Here is a 20,517-nt window from a genome sequence, read left to right on the forward strand (position 1 = left end):
GTTGAAAGTTAATGCCCCAGCGGCAAATCCGATGTATCCGATAATTCCGGCTGATCAATCCGCTGCCCGGTTTGCCGGGCGTAATAGATCAGCCCGCCGGTCATGACGAGGTTGGTGACAATTACCGTAAACAGCAGCACACCGCTGAAGCCGGGCAGTACCATCGTCGACGGAATACCAAAATACAGCAATACCGTAATCAGCCCCCGCGGCGCAATGAATAGTTCAGGTACCAGCGGCAGGTTGAGTACCCATTTCAGATACATCGCCCGCATGGTATACAGGCAGAGTACCATGATCCCGCCGATCAGCCAGACCTTCATATTTACCAGCGACGCGATGTCGATCGAAAAGCCAAAAAGCACGAAAAAGTAGGTACGGATCAAAAAGGCGCTTTCCGCGGTAATGGATTTGAATACCGGTAGCTCCTCGTCCAGCTTTTCGTGTTCGAGGTATTTCCGGAGAAATTTCGGAATAACCAGGTCTATGTTGTTCATCATCAGGCCGAAAGCCAGGATCAGGAGCAGCGGCGACAGGTGAAAGAGCTTCGCCAGCGAGTACACCAGAATCAGCAGGGCGATGATGAGGAAGAACTTCACGTGCTGGGTAATGCGGCTCATCAGGTAGACCAGCACGCAGCATCCGACCAGACACATGACCAGAATCAGAACAATCTCCCCGAAAAATGCTCCGACCGACCCCGCGGTCAGGTTATCATTCGCCAGCACAAAATTGAAAAGCATGACGCCGAGGATATCCGAAAAAGAACTTTCATAGGTGATAAACTCCCGCTTTGCCGGATCAGTCAGGTGCGCGACACTCGGTATGGCCACGGCGCTGCTGATGACCGCCAGCGGAACCGCGTTGAGCAGCCCCCGGTGAAAATCCCCGAAGGCAATAGCCAGAGGCGTCGCCATGGTGAAGGCCGTCGCTACCAGAATACCCAGGGCGGCGGCCAGCGATTGCGAAATAATCTTGCTTTTTTTACGATCCAGCTCCAGTTCCAGCGCCCCTTCGAGGACGATCAGAATAAGCCCGACCGTTCCGAGCGCGGGCAGCGCACTCGATACCGCCGACAGATGAAAACCGCGGGAATCAGCGAAAATACGCAGGCCTACTCCCAGTCCGAGCAGCAGCAGTACCGACGGAATATTCGTTTTCTTCGTGATAAAATTGAAGAGATACGAGACCAGAATCAGGCTGCTGCTGACAATCAAAATCCAGTTGGTATTCATCCTTGGAAACTTTTAGGCAGGTTATGTGCTTTCATGGAAACGGATGCTGAATTTTGCTTTCGGAGAACGAACCCATCCTTCCGGGACCGGGTCTCTTGCATACACTGAATCAGCGGTCGGTTTCCCTGAATTTCGACCGAAAATAATCTTTTCTCAACGTGGCAGAAGAAAAAGTTAGCGGTAAGATCGTCGACTGGAAAATTATCCGGCGGCTGTTCCAGTTTATCCGGCCCTATAACACCCAGTTCGTCAGCCTGGTAGTCCTGATTCTGATCGGGGCCGCGCTGGCGCCTGTGATGCCGATGCTGATCCGGTATACCATCGACCGGGACGTCACCGCCGGCAATCACAACGGGCTGACCTTCATGCTCCTTTGCATGGTGGGCGTGCTGGTACTTCAGGGGATCGTACAGTTTGCGAGCAGCTACCTGTCGGGCTGGCTCGGGCAGACCATCATCCGGGATATCCGGGTTCAGCTATACGAGAAAATTCTCTACCTCCGCCTCAAGTTTTTTGACGATACGCCCATCGGCCGGCTGGTTACCCGGACGATTTCCGATGTGGAAACCCTTGCCGACGTCTTTTCGGAAGGTTTGGCAAGTATTGCCGGCGATATCCTCCAGCTTATCCTGATCATCGGGGTGATGCTGTATGCCGACTGGCGCCTGGCCCTCATCAGCCTCAGTACCATTCCGCTGATGCTGATTTCGACCTATATCTTCAAAGAGAAAGTCAAAAAGTCCTTTACTGAAGTGCGGACGGCGGTTGCCAACCTCAACTCCTTCGTTCAGGAACACATCACTGGTATGAATATCGTGCAGATATTCGGAGCCGAGAAACTGGAGCAGGACAAATTCGACAAACTCAACCTCGACCACCGCAAGGCCAATATCCGGTCGATCCTCTACTACTCCATCTACTACCCGGTAGCGGAAGTTATTTCGGCGATGGCTACCGGCCTGATTGTCTGGTACGGTGCGAAGGAGGTTATTTCGCTGAATACCAGCTATGGTACGATCACGGCCTTCATCATGTTTATCAACCTGTTTTTCCGGCCAATCCGGATGCTGGCCGACCGCTTCAATACCCTCCAGATGGGGGTTGTCAGCACCGACCGCATCCTCAAACTCCTCGATTCGGACGAATACACGCAGAACGAAGGTACTTACCAGCCCGAAGAGCTTCACGGCAAAGTGGAGTTCCGGAACGTCTGGTTTGCCTATAACGAGCCGGAATTTGTCCTCCGGGATATCAGTTTTCAGGTAGAAGCCGGAAAAACCATCGCGCTGGTGGGAGCAACAGGCGCCGGAAAGTCGTCTACGATCAACCTGCTGAGTCGTTTTTACGAAATCCAGAAAGGGCATATCCTGATCGACGACGTCGACCTGCTCAACTACGAACTGAGCTGGCTCCGCAGCCGGATCGGGGTAGTATTGCAGGACGTTTTCCTCTTTTCGGATACCATTGAGCGGAATATTACGCTCGGCGACCCGTCCATTACCCGGGCGCAGGTGGTGGAAGCGGCCAAGCTCGTCGGCGCGGATGACTTCATCCAGCGTCTGCCGGGTACCTATGACTACAACGTCATGGAGCGGGGCGCGACGCTCTCGGTCGGGCAGCGGCAGCTGATTTCCTTCGTCCGCGCACTCGTCCGTAACCCCCGCATCCTGATCCTGGATGAAGCAACGGCTTCCGTCGATACCGAAACGGAAGAACTCATCCAGGAAGCCATCGGTAAGCTGATGAAAGGGCGTACGGCCATCGTCATCGCGCACCGCCTGAGTACCATCCGCGAAGCCGACCAGATTCTTGTCCTCGAAAAAGGCCAGATCGTAGAATCCGGCACGCACGAGTCCCTTCTGGAGCGGGACGGCCACTATGCCAATCTGCACCGGATGCAATACAAGGAGCTGGTGTAAGCCGGAACCTTTGTATTTTTGCGCCGTGGGTAAAAAACAGAAATACTACGTCGTCTGGGCCGGTCGCAAGCCGGGCGTTTTCGACAATTGGGAAGACGCCAAGGCGCAGATCGACGGGTTTCTCGGCGCGCAGTACAAGTCGTTTGAGGATCAGGTAGAAGCGGCAAAGGCTTTTCGGGAAAATCCCCGGAAATACATCGGGACGGCAACGAAAAAGCCTGCACCCAAGGCGACGCCGGCTTCAGTCGGCAAGCCGGTAACCCCGGCGCTTGCCGTGGATGCCGCCTGGAATACGGCTACCGGCGTCATGGAGTATCAGGGGGTCGAATATCCGTCTGGACGACTTATTTTCCGGATGGGTCCTTTTGACGACGGCACCAATAACGTCGGCGAGTTTCTCGCGATCGTTCATGGCCTTGCCCTGCTGCAGAAAGCCAATAGTCCGCTGCCGATTTATTCCGATTCACGCACCGCCATCAGCTGGGTCCGGAACAAACGCGCCAATACCAAACTCCCCGAAACAGCCCGGAATGAGGTATTGTTCGACCTGATCGACCGGGCCGAGCGATGGCTGCAGGAAAACACCTGGCAGACCCGCATCCTGAAATGGGAAACGGAATTCTGGGGAGAAAACCCGGCTGATTTCGGCCGAAAATAAGTCCAAGCCTTGCCACGCCGCTCGTTTTTTCAGTTCAAGCAATTTACTGTTTACCAGGACCGTACAGCCATGAAGGTATGTACGGATGCCTGCGTATTCGGGGCGTGGGCAGACGTGGCTTCGGCCAGCCGTATCCTCGATATCGGAGCCGGCACCGGCCTGCTGGCGCTGATGGCAGCACAGCGGGCGGAGCATGCCTCTGTCGATTCTGTAGAGATCGACGACGCGGCAGCCGGGCAGGCACAGGAAAACATCGCCGGAAGTCCTTTTACGGGACGTATCCGCATCCACCATACGGCGATTCAGCAATTTGATCCGGGAGAACGTTTTGACGCCATACTGTCGAACCCGCCGTTTTTCCAGCAGTCGCTCCGCTCGCCGGATGCGGGCCGGAACCTGTCGGCACACGACGACCGGCTTTCGCTCGCAGACCTTGCCGATCAGGTACGCCGCCTGCTGACGGAAGACGGCACTTTTTTCGTCCTCCTCCCCGTTTATGAAACGCTGGTACTGGAAAAACACCTGCCTGATTTTTCAGCTACCCGCCGTATGCTGCTGCGTCATCACCCCGGCAAAGCGCCTTTCCGGGCGCTGACGGCGTTCCGGAGAACGGAGGTCGAAAAGGAGCTACGCACTTCTCCGGCAGAAGAAATACTATCTGTCCGCGACGAACACGACCAGTACACGCCGGAATTCGTAGCTTTGTTACGGGATTACTACACGATATTCTGAGCAGGAAGGCTGCTCATGCGGAGCAAAGGCTCCGCGCATGCTGAGATACGAATGCCACCCTATCTTTTTCAATTGTCCGTCGTCATTCCTCTGTACAACGAAGAGGAGTCCCTTCCGGAGCTCTGCGCCTGGATCCGGCAGGTGATGGATACCCATCATTTTACCTATGAAGTGTTGCTGATCGACGACGGCAGCAGTGACCAGTCATGGAAAGTAATCCGTTCCCTATCAGCGGAAAATCCCCACGTACGGGGCATCCGTTTCAGCCGGAACTATGGTAAGTCGGCCGCCCTGTACACCGGTTTTCAGGCCGCACAGGGGCAGGTCATCATCACGATGGATGCGGATTTGCAGGATAGTCCGGACGAAATACCGGAGCTGTACCGGATGATCACGGAAGACGGGTACGACCTGGTTTCCGGATGGAAGCAGAAGCGCTTTGACCCGCTGACCAAAACGATACCGACCAAACTCTTCAACGCCGTGTCCCGTTGGGTATCAGGCGTGCAGCTGCATGATTTTAACTGCGGCCTGAAGGCATATGATGCGCCCGTGGCCAAATCGGTTCGTCTTTACGGAGAAATGCACCGTAATATCCCCATTCTTGCCAAATGGAATGGTTTTGCCCGCATCGGTGAGAAGGTCGTTCAGCACCGCGCCCGGAAATACGGCCATACGAAATTCGGACTGGAGCGCTTTGTATACGGCTTGCTGGATATGCTGACCATCGTATTTGTCAACCGGTTCGGGAAGCGACCCATGCACCTGTTCGGAACATTCGGCGTGATTTCCTTTCTGCTGGGCCTGGTCGCGACTACGTGGCTCGGAATCGACAAGATTTACAGCATCTCCGCCGGGCACAAATTCCGTAACCTCACCGATGATCCGAAGTTCTTTCTCGCGCTGACGGCGATCGTCGTCGGCTTTCAGCTTTTTCTCGCCGGATTTCTCGGAGAACTCATGGCTTCCAATTCCGAACGTACGACGGAATACAAAATCCGCGAAAAGGTAGGAAACGGGGAAAAAGTGGGAAGATTCGGAGAACACGAGGCTTTTTGAAGGATACTCGTCTCTTTTTAGCCATTTTTGTTTATCAAACCGTCTAAATCGGTTCAGTTATGCGTTATTCCATGCAAATCGCACATCCCTGGCACGGGGTTCCCATTGGGGAAAATGCCCCCGAGGCAGTTACAGCCTTCATTGAAATTGTTCCTACGGACACAGTCAAGTACGAAATCGATAAAGAGACAGGCTTCCTGAAAATCGACCGTCCGCAGCTCTTTTCCAACGCAATGCCGAGCCTTTACGGCTTCATCCCCCAAACCTACTGCGGCGAAGAAATTGCCAGATATGCCACCGAGCAATCGGGTCGGGATATTCCGGAAGGCGACGGAGATCCGTTGGATATCTGCGTTCTCACCGAAAAAGAAATTCCCCACGGAAACATCATTCTTCAGGCCATCCCCATCGGCGGTATCCGCCTGATCGACAAGGGTGAAGCCGATGACAAGATCATCGCCGTCCTGAAAAACGATGCCCTCTACGGCAACTGGAAAGACATCGCCGATTGCCCCAAGAGCGTTCTCAACCGACTGGTTCACTACTTCCTGACATACAAGAATATTCCCGGAGAAGAAAAGGCCGTGATCGAAATCGAAAGCGTCTACGGCCGGGATATCGCACACGAAGTCATCCGGAAAAGCCGGCAGGATTACCGCTCACTGACTGCCGTTCCGACTATCTGAGTCGCCGGCCGGTGACCGGAAAGGACTTTCGGAATCCGGAAATCTCCTTTCATCCTCGCCTGTTCCCGTTCAGACATTTTAAAGCCCGTTGAAAGACGGGCTTATTATTTTTGGTGCAATACCATTTTGTATCCTTTTCCAAAGCGTAAACATGTTGCAGTTTTTGAAATATGTACTGGCCACGATAGTGGGGTTGTTGCTCTTCTCGTTGGTGGCGGTTTTCGTGCTGATCGGCATCGCCTCGGTTGCCGGATCACGTGGGTCAGATGTCGTGGTGGAAGATAATTCCGTTCTCAAACTCGATCTCAACAAGCCTTTTACGGAGTACGATAACAAGGATAATCCGCTGGCGGAGCTCGGCGGGCCGTTCGCCAAACAGTCCGTCATCGGACTGGTACAGGTAAAAGAGGCAATAGCAAACGCCAAACTCGATCCGAAAATCAAAGGTATTTACCTGGCAGCCAACCACCCGGGCGGCGGCTGGGCCGTAACCGAGGAAATCCGGAGCGCGCTGGCCGACTTCCGCAAGTCGGGAAAGTTTATCTACTCTTACGGAGAAACGTACAGTGAATCAGGCTATTACCTGTCTTCTGTCGCTGACAAAATCTACGTAAATCCCGCCGGCGGCGTGGATTTCAACGGTCTCAGCGCCGAATATGAATTTTACAAGGGCACGCTCGACAAACTTGACATCCGGCCGATCGTGTTCCGCGTCGGCAGCTACAAGAGCGCGGTAGAGCCTTTCATCCGGGAAAACATGAGTGAAGAAAGCCGGAAACAAACCGGCTCCTTCCTTCACTCCATCTACGATCAGGTACTGACGGATATCTCTGAAAGCCGGAAAGTACCTGTCGCCCGGCTCAAAACCATCGCCGATTCCCTCCTCGCCGACGAACCGGCAGACGCCCTCCGCAATAAAATTGTAACCAACGTAGGCTACTACGACGAGTTCGATGCGGATATGCGCAAGGCCCTGAAAATCGACAAGGACGCCAAGTTGCAGGTTATTTCCCTTGACAGCTACCTCAAGGCGCCGAAACAGATCAAAAGTCCCAATTCGGATAACAAAATTGCCGTGATCGTTGCCGAAGGCGCGATTGTAGACGGCGACGACGACAGCGACAATCAGGTTGCCTCTGAAAAAACAGCTGCCGAGATCCGCAAGGCCCGCAAGGACAAAAATATCAAGGCAATAGTGCTGCGGATCAACTCGCCGGGCGGTTCCGGACTCGCTTCGGAAGTAATGTGGCGGGAAATTCAGCTCGCGCGTGAACAAAAACCGGTAATCGCTTCGATGTCCAACTATGCCGCTTCCGGCGGGTATTACCTGGCGATGGGGTGTAATAAAATCGTGGCGCAGCCGACGACTATCACCGGTTCCATCGGCGTTTTTTCCCTCCTTTTCCGGATAGACGAGTTCACGAAAAACAAATTAGGCATTACGTTTGACCGCGTCACGACCAACGCCCACTCTGACGCCCCTACCCTCACCCGGGAAATGGACGAGTTCGAGAAAACGCAGTTCCAGAAGTCAACAGATCGCTTCTACGATGTTTTCACCACAAAAGCAGCCAAAGGCCGCAATATGCCGGTTGAAAAGCTGCGGGAACTGGCCGGCGGCCGGGTTTGGTCCGGACAGGAAGCCAAGCAAAACGGCCTGGTAGATGAACTCGGCGGTCTCGAAAAAGCCATCGAACTCGCCGCGAAGGAAGCCAAACTGAAAGAAGGCGAATACCGCCTGCGTTTCCCGGTGAAAAAGGATTTCATCCAGTCGTTCTTCGACAAAGCTGAAGATGAACAGGAAGCCTATGCTATGAAAGCGGCCTTCGGCGACCTCGTTCCCCACGTACAGAAACTCAAAAAGCTCCAGACGATGCAGGGCATTCAGGCCCGCCTGCCGTACGAGCTGATCATTCGCTGAGGATTGCAATACAAAACGAAGAAGGCGACCCGTTAGGTCGCCTTCTTCGTTTTGTATCAGTCTGCCAGTACAGACTGGTGCTTTCGGAGAAACCGAACCAGCGTCAGCCGGTGGCACTTGATCTGGTAGGTCTCTTCTATTTCCTGAATCGACTTATCCATATCCAGGTTGTTGCGTTCCACCAGCCGCAGCAAATGTTCGAGCGGAATATCACGCAGCTTTCGCTTCCGCCCCGTCCGTATAGCCGGCAAGAGGCTTTCGTATTGTCGCTTTTCCCAGTCGTTAAACCAGTTGTAAATCGTGATGCGGGTCACGCCGAAAAGCTCCATCAACCGGGTGGTCGGATATTTTTTGGAAGACAGCAGTAGGCAGTGTATCCGCTGCCGTACGGCGGCGCTGTTGCTCGTATTGAAAACGCGCGTCAGCTCCACTTCTTCTCTTTCGGTTAAAATCACATACCTCATGATGATTCGGATAGTATGCTTCTTCACGCAAGAGGATTACCATTTGTTCTGATTTTCAGAAAGTAAACCAAACAAGGCGCAGATCAGGCTGAAGTTTGAGTATAATAGCCTTCAAACCTATTGAATCACCGCAAGAGATAAGTATAATTTCGATAATCGGCGGTAAAATACCGCCAAATGAACACAGTTACCAGACAGAGCTATGCCGGGAAGAAACAGGCGTATGCTGCGCCCGCAGGGGCTGGGCGCAGGTCACAACGAGTAATCCGACGATCAGGATCAGCAGAGCCGAGAGGAAAGAATGTTGTCTGGACATGGCGCAGGTCTTTTCCTGTGACAGAAAAGAACCATGCCACTATCCCAGTCTTTTCGACATGGTATAATGCTGGATGATGCCAAAAAGCAGATGGCTTTTGTCGAGAATCCGGTAGCCGATAGACAGGTAAAAAGGCACCGCATTATCCCGGGCTTCCAGAATGACCTCTTTCATTCCCTCTTCCACTGCTCTTTCTTCCAGCCAGGCCATGAGAGCCTTGCCCACGCCCTTACCCTGGGCTTCCGCCGAGACGGCTACGCAACGGACCTGGCCGGTATCACCGCCCTTGCGTTGCAGGCGGGCCACGCCCAGCGTTGTTCCGTCTTCGCTATAGGCGGCAGCATGAATGGCCTGGTCTTCGTCAGCCAATACCTCAGTACCCTCCGCCTGCCCCCATGGCTCACGCAGTACCACAAAGCGCAGGCGATAATAGGCTTTCCATTCTTCAGGAGTTTGAGGCGTGCGTATGTCCATGTCAGTCGGGGTAAAAGATCAGAATGTGGGCGCGGTCACCCGAAACATAGGCAGGGCCTGCAGTAAATCCGAAGCCTGTTACTTTCTGTTGCAATCCGGGAAATGAAAACAGGAGCCTGCCGCATCCTTCGTGGCGCTCACCTGGAAAACGGGCCTCCTCTTCCTCAATGAACAAAACCCCACCGGGCCGCAGAATCCGCCGGACTTCTGCCAGCATTTTATCCGGAAAATCAAACTCATGCAGCGCATTCAGTATCAGCACCTTGTCTACGGACTGCGCATCGAGAGGTACTGTCTGCGCGGTACCTGTCACCGGAATGAACCGGGCCTCCGGCCGGGACTGGTACTGGCGTTCCCAATAGCGTATGCCGGCTGCGACTTCCTCCTGATTGAGCAACTCCGGATCGGTATCGACGAGATAGCAGGTAAGGTCCGGTGTCCGGAACATCCACCCGATTTCCCAGGCGCCACCGCCGCAGCCGAGACTGGCGACTACTTCACCGGGTTTGAAATCGAATAGCGCGGGCAGCATGTCAGAGCAGTAATCCGGCGATCGTGGCGCTCATGTAACTGGCCAGCGTACCGGCAATGAGGGCCTTGAAACCAAGTTTGGCGAGGTCCGACCGCCGAGAGGGCGCCAGCTCTCCGATACCTCCCACCTGAATGGCAATGGAGCTGAAATTGGCAAATCCGCAGAGAGCGAAACTGGTAATGGCGACGGTCTTCGGATCCAGTCCGGGACGGAGCTTAACGAGGTCGAGGTAGGCGACGAATTCGTTCACCACCATCTTCGTCCCCATCAGCGCGCCGGCGTGTTCTATATCTTTCCCCGGTACGCCCATGCACCAGGCAAACACGGAAAAGACCTTCCCGAGAATCCAGTTCAGGTTCAGGTCATCCATTTGAAAAATATAGAAGCCTACGCGCCACAGAAGGGAATCGACCAGGGCGATCAGGGCGATGAAACCAATCAGCATCGCGATGACATTGAACGCTACCTTCAACCCCTCGCTGGCGCCTGCCGCGATGGCATCGAGCAGGTTGGCGTGGTGTTTTTTGACTTCCAGTTTGACGACGCCTTTCGTAGATGATTCCTCTGTTTCCGGAAAGATGATCTTCGAAATCACCAGGGCTCCCGGCGCCGCCATCAGGCTGGCCGCAAGCAGATACGAAGCTTCAACACCCAATTTGATGTAGGTTGCCATGACGCCGCCGGCGATACAGGCGAAGCTCCCCGTCATCGATGCCATGAGCTCCGAACGCGTCATATCCTTGAGGTAGGGCTTGATCATGATCTGGGCTTCTACCTGGCCGACAAAAGCACTGGATACGTTCGAGAGCGCTTCCGCGCCGCTGACGCCCATCAGCCAGTACATACCCCGTGCCAGGATGGAAATAACCCATTGCATCACGCCGAGGTGGTAGAGCATGTTGACCAGCACCGCCACGAAAATGATCGTCGGAACGATCTGAAAGAAGAAAATGAAGTTATCGGCAGCCCCGAAGACGGACGTCAGCAGGGAAGATTTCACCAGCGGGCCAAAGACAAACTCGGCGCCTTCATTGGCCTTGTCGAGCAGCTTCCGGACCAGGTTCCCGATCGCGCCGAACAGGTGCTGCCCGGTTTCGGTTTTCAGGATAAAAACGGCCAATCCGAACTGCAGGCCGAGACCTACCAGCACCGTGCGGTAATTGATGGCTTTTCTATTATTGGAAAGGGCAAAGGCTATACCGAGAATAACAAAAATGCCGATCAATCCGGTAAAACGCTCCATTTGGTCAGGGGGAAATGAGAAGTGTGTGATGAATGATTGCGAAAATAACGGAATTACGTCCCCCCGGCAAATACCCCGCCTCCGGATATGACTTCCGCAAAATAAATCTACAGGCAGAGGCAACCTTTTTGCCTCCGGCGACGAGTATGCGTTTGAACCATCACTTCAAACAGAAACTCCCATGCGGATCAACCTTTCACTGGGCGGCCTCCTGGTCGCCGCGGCGCTCTTTTGTGCCTCTTGCAAAAATTCTGACGACACGCCGCCGGCTGAGACCTTTGACGTGGCGGTCGCGAAAACGGCCCTCGGCGACATATTAACCGGCGCGGATGGAAAGACACTGTATTTCTTTACGAAAGATGTAGCGGGTACTTCTGTCTGCGATGGAAACTGCCTCGCCGCATGGCCACTTTACTACAAGGAAACGTTGAAGCTGGGAGCCGGTCTGTCTACAGCCGACTTCACGACTATCACCCGTGCCGATGGCACCAAGCAAACGGCTTACAAAGGCTGGCCGCTGTATTACTACAAGAATGACGCTGCCGCCGGAAAAACCGACGGCGATAAAGTAGGCGGCGTCTGGTATGTAGCGCGTCCGCACTTCACCGTCATGCTGGCTACCGGTCAGCTGAAAGGAAACGACGGCAAGAACTACACCAGTACCTATACCGAAGGTACCGGCGAAACGACCTACCTCGTCGACAGCCTCGGCCATACCTTGTATGCCTTCGCGCCTGACAAAAAGAACAAGAACACCTATACCAAGTCTGATTTCAGCAACAACGCGACGTGGCCGCTGGCAGAGTACGATGCCAAATTCATCCCCTCCTCGCTCAACTCCGCCGATTTCGGCACGATCACGGTCTTCGGTCGTAAACAGCTGACCTACAAGGGCTGGCCGCTGTACTACTTCGGTCCGGACGGCAGTGTACGCGGCGCTACCAAAGGCGTCAGCGTTCCTACTCCGGGTAAGTGGCCGGTGGTGAATCAGAATTCGGCGGCGGCGGTCGACTAAGTGGTTTTAAGTTTGCAGTTTTCTGTTTTCAGTTTTGTGATCCGATGTATTCGATTCTCCGGTACTGGATCGTTACGAAATCCATTCGAACGACCAGCATAAAACTGAAAACAGAAAACTGCAAACCGAAAACCCTACACCTTCCTCACCCTCCTCCAAACCAAAAAGAACCCCACCCACGACATCACCAGCAGCCCCGCCGTAATCTGAAAAGGCCGGCGGCTTTGCTCTTCGATGTCGTCAAGGCGGCGGCGGTTGCGCTCGAGCTGGTCTTTAAGCTGTCGGTTTTCTTCCATGAGTGCGCCGCTCTCACCGAGGTAGGTGTTGACGCGCTGGTTGACGTCCGAGTTTTTCCGTCTCAGCTCGGCTACTTCCGAATTCTTCATCCGGTTGAGTTCCGCCAGAATTTCATTGTCCTTCTTCAGGATTTTTTCCATCGTGGCGATGATGTTCCGGAGGTCGTTTTTCGACTGTCCGCCAAAAAACGCATTGCGCTCCTGCTGGTCTTCCGACCATTTTTTGTAGAGATCCTCCCGCTGTCCGACCAGCAGATTGAGGACGGAATCAGGACGGGCGACATAGCTGTAACGAATATCCTGCGCCTGCGAAACAGCGGGCAGCAGGCAAAGGAGAAAGAAAATACGTTTCATACCGGTGATTCAAAAAAAAGGCAGCCGTGATCTGGCTGCCTGTCTGACTAAAAAAGTAATGCCTCGGGCAGGTCTGCCTCTGTCACCTCGAAAAAACGGCGGTGGATGTTGAACGGCTCCTCGTCCTCTTTCCGTGGACATTTGCGATAGGTTCCGTCTTCTTTCAACGTATACGCATTGACGTTGTCCCGCAGGTTAAAATCCAGTATCTGAATAGCCTGTTGCTGCACCTTCGGGTTGATCAGCAGAAACAGGGATTCGATGCGTTTATCGAAACTCCGGACCATCATATCCGCGCTGCCCCCGTAAATCTTCGGCTCGCCGTTGTTGTGGAAATAGAACAGGCGGGTATGCTCCAGCAGGTCTCCGACGATGGAGCGCACGCTGATGTTTTCCGACAATCCTTCCCGACCCGGCCGCAGGCAGCAAATACCGCGCACGATGAGTTTCACCGGTACGCCGGCCTGCGAGGCCTGGTAGAGTTCATCGATGATTTCCCGGTCTTCCAGCGAGTTCACTTTCAGGCAGATACCGGCAGGTTTTCCGGCGCGGGCGTTTTCGGCCTCGGCGTGAATCAGCTCGATGATGTTATTCCGCATATCTCCCGGCGCCGTAATCAGATTCTGATAGCTGCTCGGCAGGGAGTGCCCGGTAATAACGTTGAAAAACTCTGAAACGTCTCCGGTATATACTTCATTGGCCGTGAGAAGGCCTACGTCGGTATACAGCTTTGCCGTGTCTTCGTTGTAGTTACCGCTGGAAAGGTGGGCATAACGTTTTACGCCCTCGCCTTCAGCACGGACGATGAGCAGCAGTTTTGTGTGCGTCTTGAACCGTCCGATACCATAGATGACGAAGCAGCCGGCCTTCTGGAGGCGCTCGGCTTCGCGGATGTTATTTTCTTCGTCGAAACGGGCTTTTACTTCGAAAAGTACCGCTACGTTTTTTCCGTTTTCCGCCGCTTTGAGCAGCGCCGCCGTCACGCGGGAGTTTTTGGCTACCCGGTAGATCGTCAGCTTGATACTCAGCACATTCGGATCTTCGGCCGCCTGTTCGAGCATGGTAATAACCGACTCGAAGTTGTTATACGGGTGGTGCAGGAAGATATCCCGCTCCCGGATGACGCTGAAAATATCCTCGATCGGTCCGCGGGGCATACCCAGCGGCGGTACCGGCGCGGCCATCTTCGGCAATTCATCCCGGAATTCGGGGTGCCGGACTACCTGCCACATCGCCGAGAAGTCGATAAACCGGTCGGCATAGAAGACGTTCAGGTCATCGATCTCCCATTTCTTTTTGAGAACGCTGACGACCCATTCGGAGCAGTTGGCTTCGATGGCCAGTTTAACGACGCGGCCGAGACGGCGGTTCTTGACCTTCTGCCGGATTTCGTCCACAATGTCATCTTCGACGTCGTCGATATCTTCCACCGAAAAATCACCGTTCCGAATGATACGTAACAAGCTGACATTCAGTATCTCAATATTCCTGTAGAGCTTTTGTACTTCGTGACGGACGATTTCCTCGATCGGCAGGAAGACTACCTCGTCGGGGCGATCCATCACGAAAAACCGCGGCAGGTTTTGCGGAATCTGAATGAACGACAGCTTTTTTTCCGCCTGGTCTTTCTTCGTGACCATCGGGTTTTTCGTCACGACGGCAAACGTCAGCGCCCTCGGCACCAGGCTCGGGAAGGTATGCGTCTGATCGTATACCATCGGCGTGAGCATGGGGTAGATTGTGCGGTCGAAGTGGCGGATGGCGGTCGCTTTTTCGTCCTCCGTGAGGTCGTCCCATTCGGCCAGTCTCAGTTCATGCGACGCGAAAAGCGGCAGCAGGTCCTCCCGGAAGATGCGGTTGCGGTCTTCGTGGAATTTCTGAATGGACGATAACAATGTCTGCCGGAACGGCCATTCCCGCAAACCGGAATAATCGACACGCTCCTTCTTGTAATCGAGGTAGTTGTAAAGGCTTCCGACGCGGATCGAGAAAAATTCATCGAGGTTGGAGGCTGTGATAGCCAGGAACTTCAGACGGTCGAACAGATTACGTTCCGGATCCCGGGCCTGGTCGAGCACGCGTTCGTTGAAAGCGAGCCAGCTCAGGTCCCGGCTGATATACGGGGACTGTTCGATGGTTGAAGTGACCTTTTCCTGGCTGCGCGCCAGGCGTTTCTGATCTTCCATGAGGGTACGAAAACGAATCAATCGCCGGAAAAACGACAAAAGGCCCGAGGATCGCGAGCCTTTCGATAAACGATGATAGATAGAGTTTCTTCTGGACACAAAACAAACTTATTTTATCACGGTGAAATCGTCTGGCTATGTTATGCTTTTGTTAAATACGACGCCTGTTAATTGTCCGAAGGTAGCTGAGACTTGATGGCAGCGTATTCCGAGCTGATGGCGGCCATTTCCTTTACCAGAAAGGTCTGGAGTTCGACGTTGAAAATGGCTTTGTCTTCGTCGGACAGGGAGGCGTACAGGTCTTTCAGTTCCTGATTAATCTTCGCCCGCTCCGCGTCATCCGCCGCGTTGATGGAGCGGATGTGGTAGGTCTTAAAATTGAATTTCATGACGGGAATGGTATGAAAAAAGGCGGGTGTCTCCACCCGCCTTTCCCGGCCGGATGCCTGTCAGATATCGATGTTTGCGTACTTGGCGTTTCTTTCGATGAACTCGCGGCGCGGCGCTACTTCGTCGCCCATGAGCATCGAGAAGACGTGATCTGCCTCGGCAGCACTTTCAATCGTTACAAGTTTAAGCGTACGGGCTTCGGGATTCATGGTTGTTTCCCACAGCTGCTCGGCGTTCATTTCCCCGAGACCTTTGTAACGCTGAACGTTGACCGAGTCGGGACGCTCGCCGCCGATTTCACGGACGGCCGCTTCGCGCTGGCCTTCTGTCCAGCAGTACCGTTGCTGCTGCCCTTTCTTCACGAGGTAGAGCGGGGGCTGCGCAATAAACACATATCCCTGCTCCACAAGCTCTTTCATGTACCGGAAGAAGAACGTCAGGATCAGCGTACGGATGTGGCTGCCGTCGACGTCGGCATCGGTCATGATGATTACTTTGTGGTACCGGAGCTTGTCGAGGTTGAGCGCGCGCTCGTCCCCGTCTTTTCCGAACTGTACCCCGAGTGCGGTAATCATGTTCTTGATTTCCTCGTTCTCGTAAATCTTGTATTCCTGGGCTTTTTCTACGTTGAGAATCTTACCGCGAAGCGGGAGAATAGCCTGGTAGTTCCGGTTCCGTCCCTGCTTGGCGGTACCGCCTGCAGAGTCCCCCTCGACGAGGAAGAGCTCGCATTGTTCGGCATCCGATTCAGAACAGTCGGCCAGCTTACCCGGCAAACCGCCGCCGCCGAGGACCGTCTTCCGCTGCACCGCTTCCCGGGCTTTCCGGGCGGCGATACGCGCTTTGGCCGCAATCACGACCTTGTCGACGATGATCTTCGCTTCTTTCGGGTGCTCTTCGAGCCAGGTCTGGAGCATGTCGGTCACGACCTGCGACACCGCGCCGGCTACTTCGCTGTTACCGAGCTTGGTCTTGGTCTGGCCTTCAAACTGGGGCTCAGCGACTTTCACCGAAATAACAGCAGTAAGACCTTCGCGGAAATCTTCCCCGGAAATCTCGATCTTCTCCTTGGCGAGCATGCCGTTTTTATCGGCATAGCCTTTCAGCGTCCGTGTCAGCGCACCCCGGAAACCGGCTACGTGGGTACCGCCTTCGATGGTGTTGATGTTGTTGACGTAGCTGAAGACGTTCTCCGAATAGGAGCTGTTGTAAACCATGGATACCTGTACCGGAATCGATGCCTTTTCAGACGATTCCATGTAGATCGGATCCTGGAGAAGGGGTTCCCGGGTGCCGTCGAGGTACTTGACAAACTCGATCAGACCGCCTTCAGAGAAGAACTCTTCGCCGCGGGGGACACCGTCTTCACCGATTTCACGCAAATCCTTGAGCGTAATCCGGATACCCCGGTTGAGGTAGGCCAGCTCACGCAAACGCTGCGCAACGGTTTCATACTTGTACTCGGTAACCTGAAAAATCGTCGCATCGGGCTGAAAATGAACCGTCGTACCCGTACGGTCGCCGGCTTCGCCGACTACCTTAACCGGATACTGCGGCACCCCGATTTTGTATTCCTGCTGGAAAATCTGGCCTTCGCGGTAAACCGTCACTTTCAGGTCGGTAGACAGTGCATTCACGCAGGATACCCCTACCCCGTGCAAACCGCCGGAAACTTTGTAGGAACCCTTGTCAAACTTACCCCCCGCGTGCAGTACCGTCATGACCACTTCCAGCGCCGACCGTTTTTCCTTCGAGTGCATACCCGTCGGAATACCCCGGCCGTTGTCATCTACCGTAATGGAGTTGTCTACATTAATCGTCACTCCGATGGTATCACAATACCCGGCGAGCGCTTCGTCAATGGAGTTATCTACTACTTCCCAGATCAAATGGTGCAAACCCTTCGCTCCTACATCCCCGATATACATGGAAGGGCGCTTGCGCACGGCTTCGAGCCCTTCCAATACCTGAATATTATCTGCACCATAGTTGTTCTGGGTCGGCACGACCTTTTCTTCTTCCAAAACTTCGTTGGTCATATATACTTGATTTTTAGTCCTTTACACAAGCCGCGGCCATCGCCTGCAGATCCGAAATAAATTGGGTAAAAATACAATTTTTTGGGCAGAAACAGGCCTTTTTTTCCAAGAAAATGACAAATTTCTTCGCCTTTTCCGGACCTTTTTCCGGGCTTTGTGGATTTACCCCCTGAACACCACAACGACAGACCTCCGGTTCTCCGCATACCGGCAGGCAAATAGTTATTTTCCGGTCCGGTTTACCCGGATTTTTACCAGATATCAGCCATGCTTACCTGTCAAAAACACCTCTTTTCCCTTCCGGACGACGTCCACTACCTCAACGGCGCCAGTATGTCGCCGCTGCCCAAACCGGTAGAGGAAGCCGGTATCGCCGGACTGCTCCGCAAGTCCCGCCCGTATGAAATTACTCCGTCGGCTTACTTCGAGGGCGTCGACCGCGTCAAGGCGCTTTTTGCCCGGCTGATCAACGGGACGGCCGACCGCGTCGCGGTTATTCCTTCCGTTTCGTATGGCATGGCGGTAGTCGCCCGTAACCTCCGCGCCCACCCCGGCCAGCATATCCTGCTCATCGAAGGAGAATTTCCATCGGACTACTATGCCTGGGAAGACGTCTGCCGGACGAAAGAACTGACGATCCGCACCATTGCAGATCCCAAACAAAACCGCGGACCGGAATGGAACCGTCGCATTCTGGAAGCCATCTCCGCTGAAACCGCACTGGTGGTACTCGCGCCGGTAAACTGGTCGGACGGCCTCCTTTTCGACGTCGCCGCCATCGGAAAACGCTGCCGGGAAACGGATACGCTGTTCGTCCTTGACGGTACCCAGTGCGTCGGCGCCTTCCCGGTAGATATAGCCGCCGCTCATGCCGATGCCCTCGTTGTAGCCGGCTACAAGTGGCTCATGAGCGCCTACAGCCTGGGCCTGGCGTGGTACGGCCCGGCGTTCGACGGTGGCGACCCGATCGAATATTCCTGGATCAACCGGAAAGGCGCGCAGGATTTCCGCCTGCTGATGGACTATACCTCCGAATACCGCGAAGGCGCCAGTCGCTACTCCATGGGCGAGCAGAGTAATTTTATCCAGATACCTATGCTCGAGGCCGGGCTGCAACTGCTGCTTTCCTGGACGCCAGAGGGCGTGCAATCGTATTGCCATGAGCTGGTCGGCGCCGAAACAGATACCTGGATATCGTTGGGTTATGAAATAGAAGAAGCCGGACATCGCGCCGCGCACCTGTTCGGACTGAAGCACCCAACCTTATCAATGGACCGGCTGCGGGAAGCGCTGGGTCGCCACCGGGTATACATATCCACCCGGGGCACGACCCTGCGCGTAGCTCCCCACGTCTACAACACGCCCGAAGACATCCAGGCGCTGACGCAGGCACTGACAGAAGCGATTTGAATCAGTCCCGGAAGAACGATCCGGTCGGCGTCTGTAAAAAGGCGTCGAGCGGAATTTCTTCCTGCTTCAGAAAGCCTTTTTGCGGCAATGTTCCTTCGGCTACCATCTCGACGACCGCCGCGATCGACCCCGCTGTTGTCCACGAAATCGCCCGCCATTCCTTGCCGTTGATGGTACGGGGGTGATAGGCCCGGTAAAACTCCTCCCGCGCAAGGTGGGTATCCTGGTAGCCTTCGACGACGGCATAGACATACACGACGTCGTCCCGCACGGGCGGCTTGGCCTCCGTCAGGATTTCCTCGGCCAGTTCGCGGCGGTTTTTGAGGATGAGTTCATACAACAGAAACTTCATCAACCGGGCGTGACCGGGGTAGCGGATGGTTTTGTAGTTGAGGGTATCGACCTTTCCGGCGAAGGTTTCGCACATGGTTCCGAGGCCGCCGGAAGTACTGAAGGATTCAAACTCCTGGCCTTCGATGTTGATAACTTCCAGGCCGTCGAGTGCAGGAACCATTTTCCGCTCGCCGTTCTGGATGACTTCGCAATCGTTGAGGTATTCGTTGATCACACCCGCCGGCGACCAGGTAAAGGAATACCCCAGCAGGCCGTTCGGATAGCGTGGCAGGGCTCCGACGCGCAATTCGATATCCCGGAGGCGGGTAAACCGTTTGGCCAGATCCGAGCCCACAATCCCGATAAACCCGGGAGCCAGGCCACACTGCGGCGCCATGATACCGGCCGAGGTTTCGGCCATTTCGCGGATGGCGGCCGTCGTCGGGACGTCTTCCGTCAGGTCAAAATAATGCTTGCCGAAGCGATGAGCCAGGCGTGCAATAGGGAGATTGAGATTATAGGGAAGACAGGAAACAACCGTGTCAAATTCCGGAATAAGGCGTTCGAGCAGGCTCAGGTCTGTGACGTCGCCCTGTACTGTTCGGAACGGCAGCGAAGGAGCGGCTTTGTCGAGGCCGGTGACATCAAACTTATTGGAAAGAAGAATACCGACCAGCGAGCCGACCTTACCCATCCCCACCACGAGTACGTTTTTCATAGGTTTATAGCGTTTCGATGAAGAATACTGGCCGGTAATATCCGCGATCGGCAGATGATACGCAACTTTTCTTCTTCGTCTTTGCTATAAACTGAGCAGGCGGGTGACGGTGTCGCCGTTTTCGGTTTCGTCGAGCGTCCGGTAGCGGCGGCCGAGCACTTCCCAGGCCTTGCGGGCCTGTCGGGAGTCGGACAGGGAGACAATAAACGCACCGCCGGGCGCCAGCGCGGATTCAAACCGGTGAAGCAGATCCGGCAATTCGTCCGGAGCTGTCTTATCAAAAATAACCAGGGAAAAAGACTGCTCCGGAACGTAGGAATCCACTGACTGCCGGACGGTCCGAACCTGTTTGCTGACGTCTCTGTCGCGGAAGGACCGGTCTACCGCCACCCAGTTGCCATAGCTCCGTTCGGGTACGTCAGACCAGCTCTCCGCCGGTCCCAGCGACAATACCGAACCGCCGGATGCATGGCTCCGGATAAGGCCGGCAACCGCGCCGCCTTTTTTCTTTCCGAACAAAAACGACAGTAAGCCCAT

The 20,517-nt window shown here is 54.5% G+C and carries 20 protein-coding genes; 8 read left to right on the plus strand and 12 right to left on the minus strand.

Going from position 1 to position 20,517, the window contains the following annotated elements:
• Positions 1-8 precede the first annotated feature (8 nt).
• Complete coding sequence (locus tag BLR09_RS10915; RefSeq protein ID WP_093201688.1) at positions 9-1,235, minus strand: cation:proton antiporter domain-containing protein; 1,227 nt, start codon at positions 1,233-1,235, stop codon at positions 9-11.
• Between the two features lie 158 nt (positions 1,236-1,393).
• On the opposite strand from BLR09_RS10915, the gene BLR09_RS10920 reads away from it, so the two are divergent.
• The 6 genes from BLR09_RS10920 to sppA all read left to right on the plus strand — a co-directional run bounded on the left by BLR09_RS10920 (position 1,394) and on the right by sppA (position 8,210).
• Positions 1,394-3,154, plus strand: coding sequence for an ABC transporter ATP-binding protein (locus BLR09_RS10920; protein WP_093201691.1), 1,761 nt, complete (start codon positions 1,394-1,396; stop codon positions 3,152-3,154).
• A gap of 25 nt (positions 3,155-3,179) precedes the next feature.
• Entirely contained in the window at positions 3,180-3,812 is a 633-nt protein-coding gene (locus tag BLR09_RS10925; protein WP_093201694.1) for a ribonuclease H1 domain-containing protein, read from the plus strand.
• 69 nt (positions 3,813-3,881) lie between these two features.
• Positions 3,882-4,544 carry a tRNA1(Val) (adenine(37)-N6)-methyltransferase gene (locus tag BLR09_RS10930; protein ID WP_093202838.1) on the plus strand — a complete coding sequence of 221 codons (663 nt, stop codon included), beginning with the start codon at positions 3,882-3,884 and terminating at the stop codon, positions 4,542-4,544.
• Positions 4,545-4,595: 51 nt separating this feature from the next.
• A complete protein-coding gene (locus tag BLR09_RS10935; RefSeq protein WP_093202840.1) occupies positions 4,596-5,603 on the plus strand; it encodes a glycosyltransferase family 2 protein in 1,008 nt (335 codons plus the stop codon).
• Positions 5,604-5,662: 59 nt separating this feature from the next.
• A complete protein-coding gene (locus tag BLR09_RS10940; RefSeq protein WP_093201696.1) occupies positions 5,663-6,289 on the plus strand; it encodes an inorganic pyrophosphatase in 627 nt (208 codons plus the stop codon).
• Positions 6,290-6,440: 151 nt separating this feature from the next.
• Positions 6,441-8,210 carry a signal peptide peptidase SppA gene (sppA, locus tag BLR09_RS10945; RefSeq protein WP_093201699.1) on the plus strand — a complete coding sequence of 590 codons (1,770 nt, stop codon included), beginning with the start codon at positions 6,441-6,443 and terminating at the stop codon, positions 8,208-8,210.
• Positions 8,211-8,266: 56 nt separating this feature from the next.
• On the opposite strand, the gene BLR09_RS10950 is transcribed toward sppA, so the two are convergent.
• The 5 genes from BLR09_RS10950 to BLR09_RS10965 all read right to left on the minus strand — a co-directional run bounded on the left by BLR09_RS10950 (position 8,267) and on the right by BLR09_RS10965 (position 11,239).
• Entirely contained in the window at positions 8,267-8,674 is a 408-nt protein-coding gene (locus BLR09_RS10950; protein ID WP_093201701.1) for a helix-turn-helix domain-containing protein, read from the minus strand.
• 187 nt (positions 8,675-8,861) lie between these two features.
• Complete coding sequence (locus tag BLR09_RS25860) at positions 8,862-8,990, minus strand: hypothetical protein (RefSeq protein WP_262507478.1); 129 nt, start codon at positions 8,988-8,990, stop codon at positions 8,862-8,864.
• Between the two features lie 39 nt (positions 8,991-9,029).
• Positions 9,030-9,464, minus strand: a complete 435-nt coding sequence (locus tag BLR09_RS10955; protein WP_093201704.1) for a GNAT family N-acetyltransferase — start codon at positions 9,462-9,464, stop codon at positions 9,030-9,032.
• A 1-nt stretch (position 9,465) separates the two neighbouring features.
• Positions 9,466-9,996, minus strand: a complete 531-nt coding sequence (locus tag BLR09_RS10960) for a class I SAM-dependent methyltransferase (protein ID WP_093201706.1) — start codon at positions 9,994-9,996, stop codon at positions 9,466-9,468.
• A 1-nt stretch (position 9,997) separates the two neighbouring features.
• Positions 9,998-11,239, minus strand: coding sequence for a NupC/NupG family nucleoside CNT transporter (locus BLR09_RS10965; RefSeq protein WP_093201709.1), 1,242 nt, complete (start codon positions 11,237-11,239; stop codon positions 9,998-10,000).
• A gap of 181 nt (positions 11,240-11,420) precedes the next feature.
• Between BLR09_RS10965 and BLR09_RS10970 the strand changes: the two genes are divergently transcribed.
• Entirely contained in the window at positions 11,421-12,254 is an 834-nt protein-coding gene (locus BLR09_RS10970; protein ID WP_093201711.1) for a hypothetical protein, read from the plus strand.
• A gap of 134 nt (positions 12,255-12,388) precedes the next feature.
• Here the strand turns inward: BLR09_RS10970 and BLR09_RS10975 are convergent, their stop codons facing one another.
• The 4 genes from BLR09_RS10975 to gyrB all read right to left on the minus strand — a co-directional run bounded on the left by BLR09_RS10975 (position 12,389) and on the right by gyrB (position 17,519).
• A complete protein-coding gene (locus BLR09_RS10975) occupies positions 12,389-12,904 on the minus strand; it encodes a hypothetical protein (RefSeq protein WP_093201714.1) in 516 nt (171 codons plus the stop codon).
• Between the two features lie 47 nt (positions 12,905-12,951).
• A complete protein-coding gene (gene ppk1 / locus BLR09_RS10980) occupies positions 12,952-15,090 on the minus strand; it encodes a polyphosphate kinase 1 (RefSeq protein ID WP_093201717.1) in 2,139 nt (712 codons plus the stop codon).
• 167 nt (positions 15,091-15,257) lie between these two features.
• On the minus strand, positions 15,258-15,479 hold the full coding sequence (locus BLR09_RS10985; protein WP_093201719.1) for a hypothetical protein: 222 nt from the start codon (positions 15,477-15,479) through the stop codon (positions 15,258-15,260).
• 60 nt (positions 15,480-15,539) lie between these two features.
• Positions 15,540-17,519 (minus strand): DNA topoisomerase (ATP-hydrolyzing) subunit B, encoded by a 1,980-nt coding sequence (gene gyrB / locus BLR09_RS10990; RefSeq protein ID WP_093201722.1) that lies wholly within the window; start codon positions 17,517-17,519, stop codon positions 15,540-15,542.
• A 267-nt stretch (positions 17,520-17,786) separates the two neighbouring features.
• Between gyrB and BLR09_RS10995 the strand changes: the two genes are divergently transcribed.
• Positions 17,787-18,929 carry an aminotransferase class V-fold PLP-dependent enzyme gene (locus BLR09_RS10995; RefSeq protein ID WP_093201725.1) on the plus strand — a complete coding sequence of 381 codons (1,143 nt, stop codon included), beginning with the start codon at positions 17,787-17,789 and terminating at the stop codon, positions 18,927-18,929.
• A gap of 1 nt (position 18,930) precedes the next feature.
• Here BLR09_RS10995 and BLR09_RS11000 read toward each other — a convergent pair whose 3' ends face one another.
• Both BLR09_RS11000 and BLR09_RS11005 read right to left on the minus strand, forming a co-directional pair.
• Entirely contained in the window at positions 18,931-19,980 is a 1,050-nt protein-coding gene (locus BLR09_RS11000) for a saccharopine dehydrogenase family protein (protein WP_093201727.1), read from the minus strand.
• 84 nt (positions 19,981-20,064) lie between these two features.
• On the minus strand, positions 20,065-20,517 hold the full coding sequence (locus BLR09_RS11005; RefSeq protein WP_093201730.1) for a class I SAM-dependent methyltransferase: 453 nt from the start codon (positions 20,515-20,517) through the stop codon (positions 20,065-20,067).

Origin of the sequence: Siphonobacter aquaeclarae (assembly GCF_900103285.1) — a bacterium.
GTDB classification, from domain to species: domain Bacteria; phylum Bacteroidota; class Bacteroidia; order Cytophagales; family Spirosomataceae; genus Siphonobacter; species Siphonobacter aquaeclarae.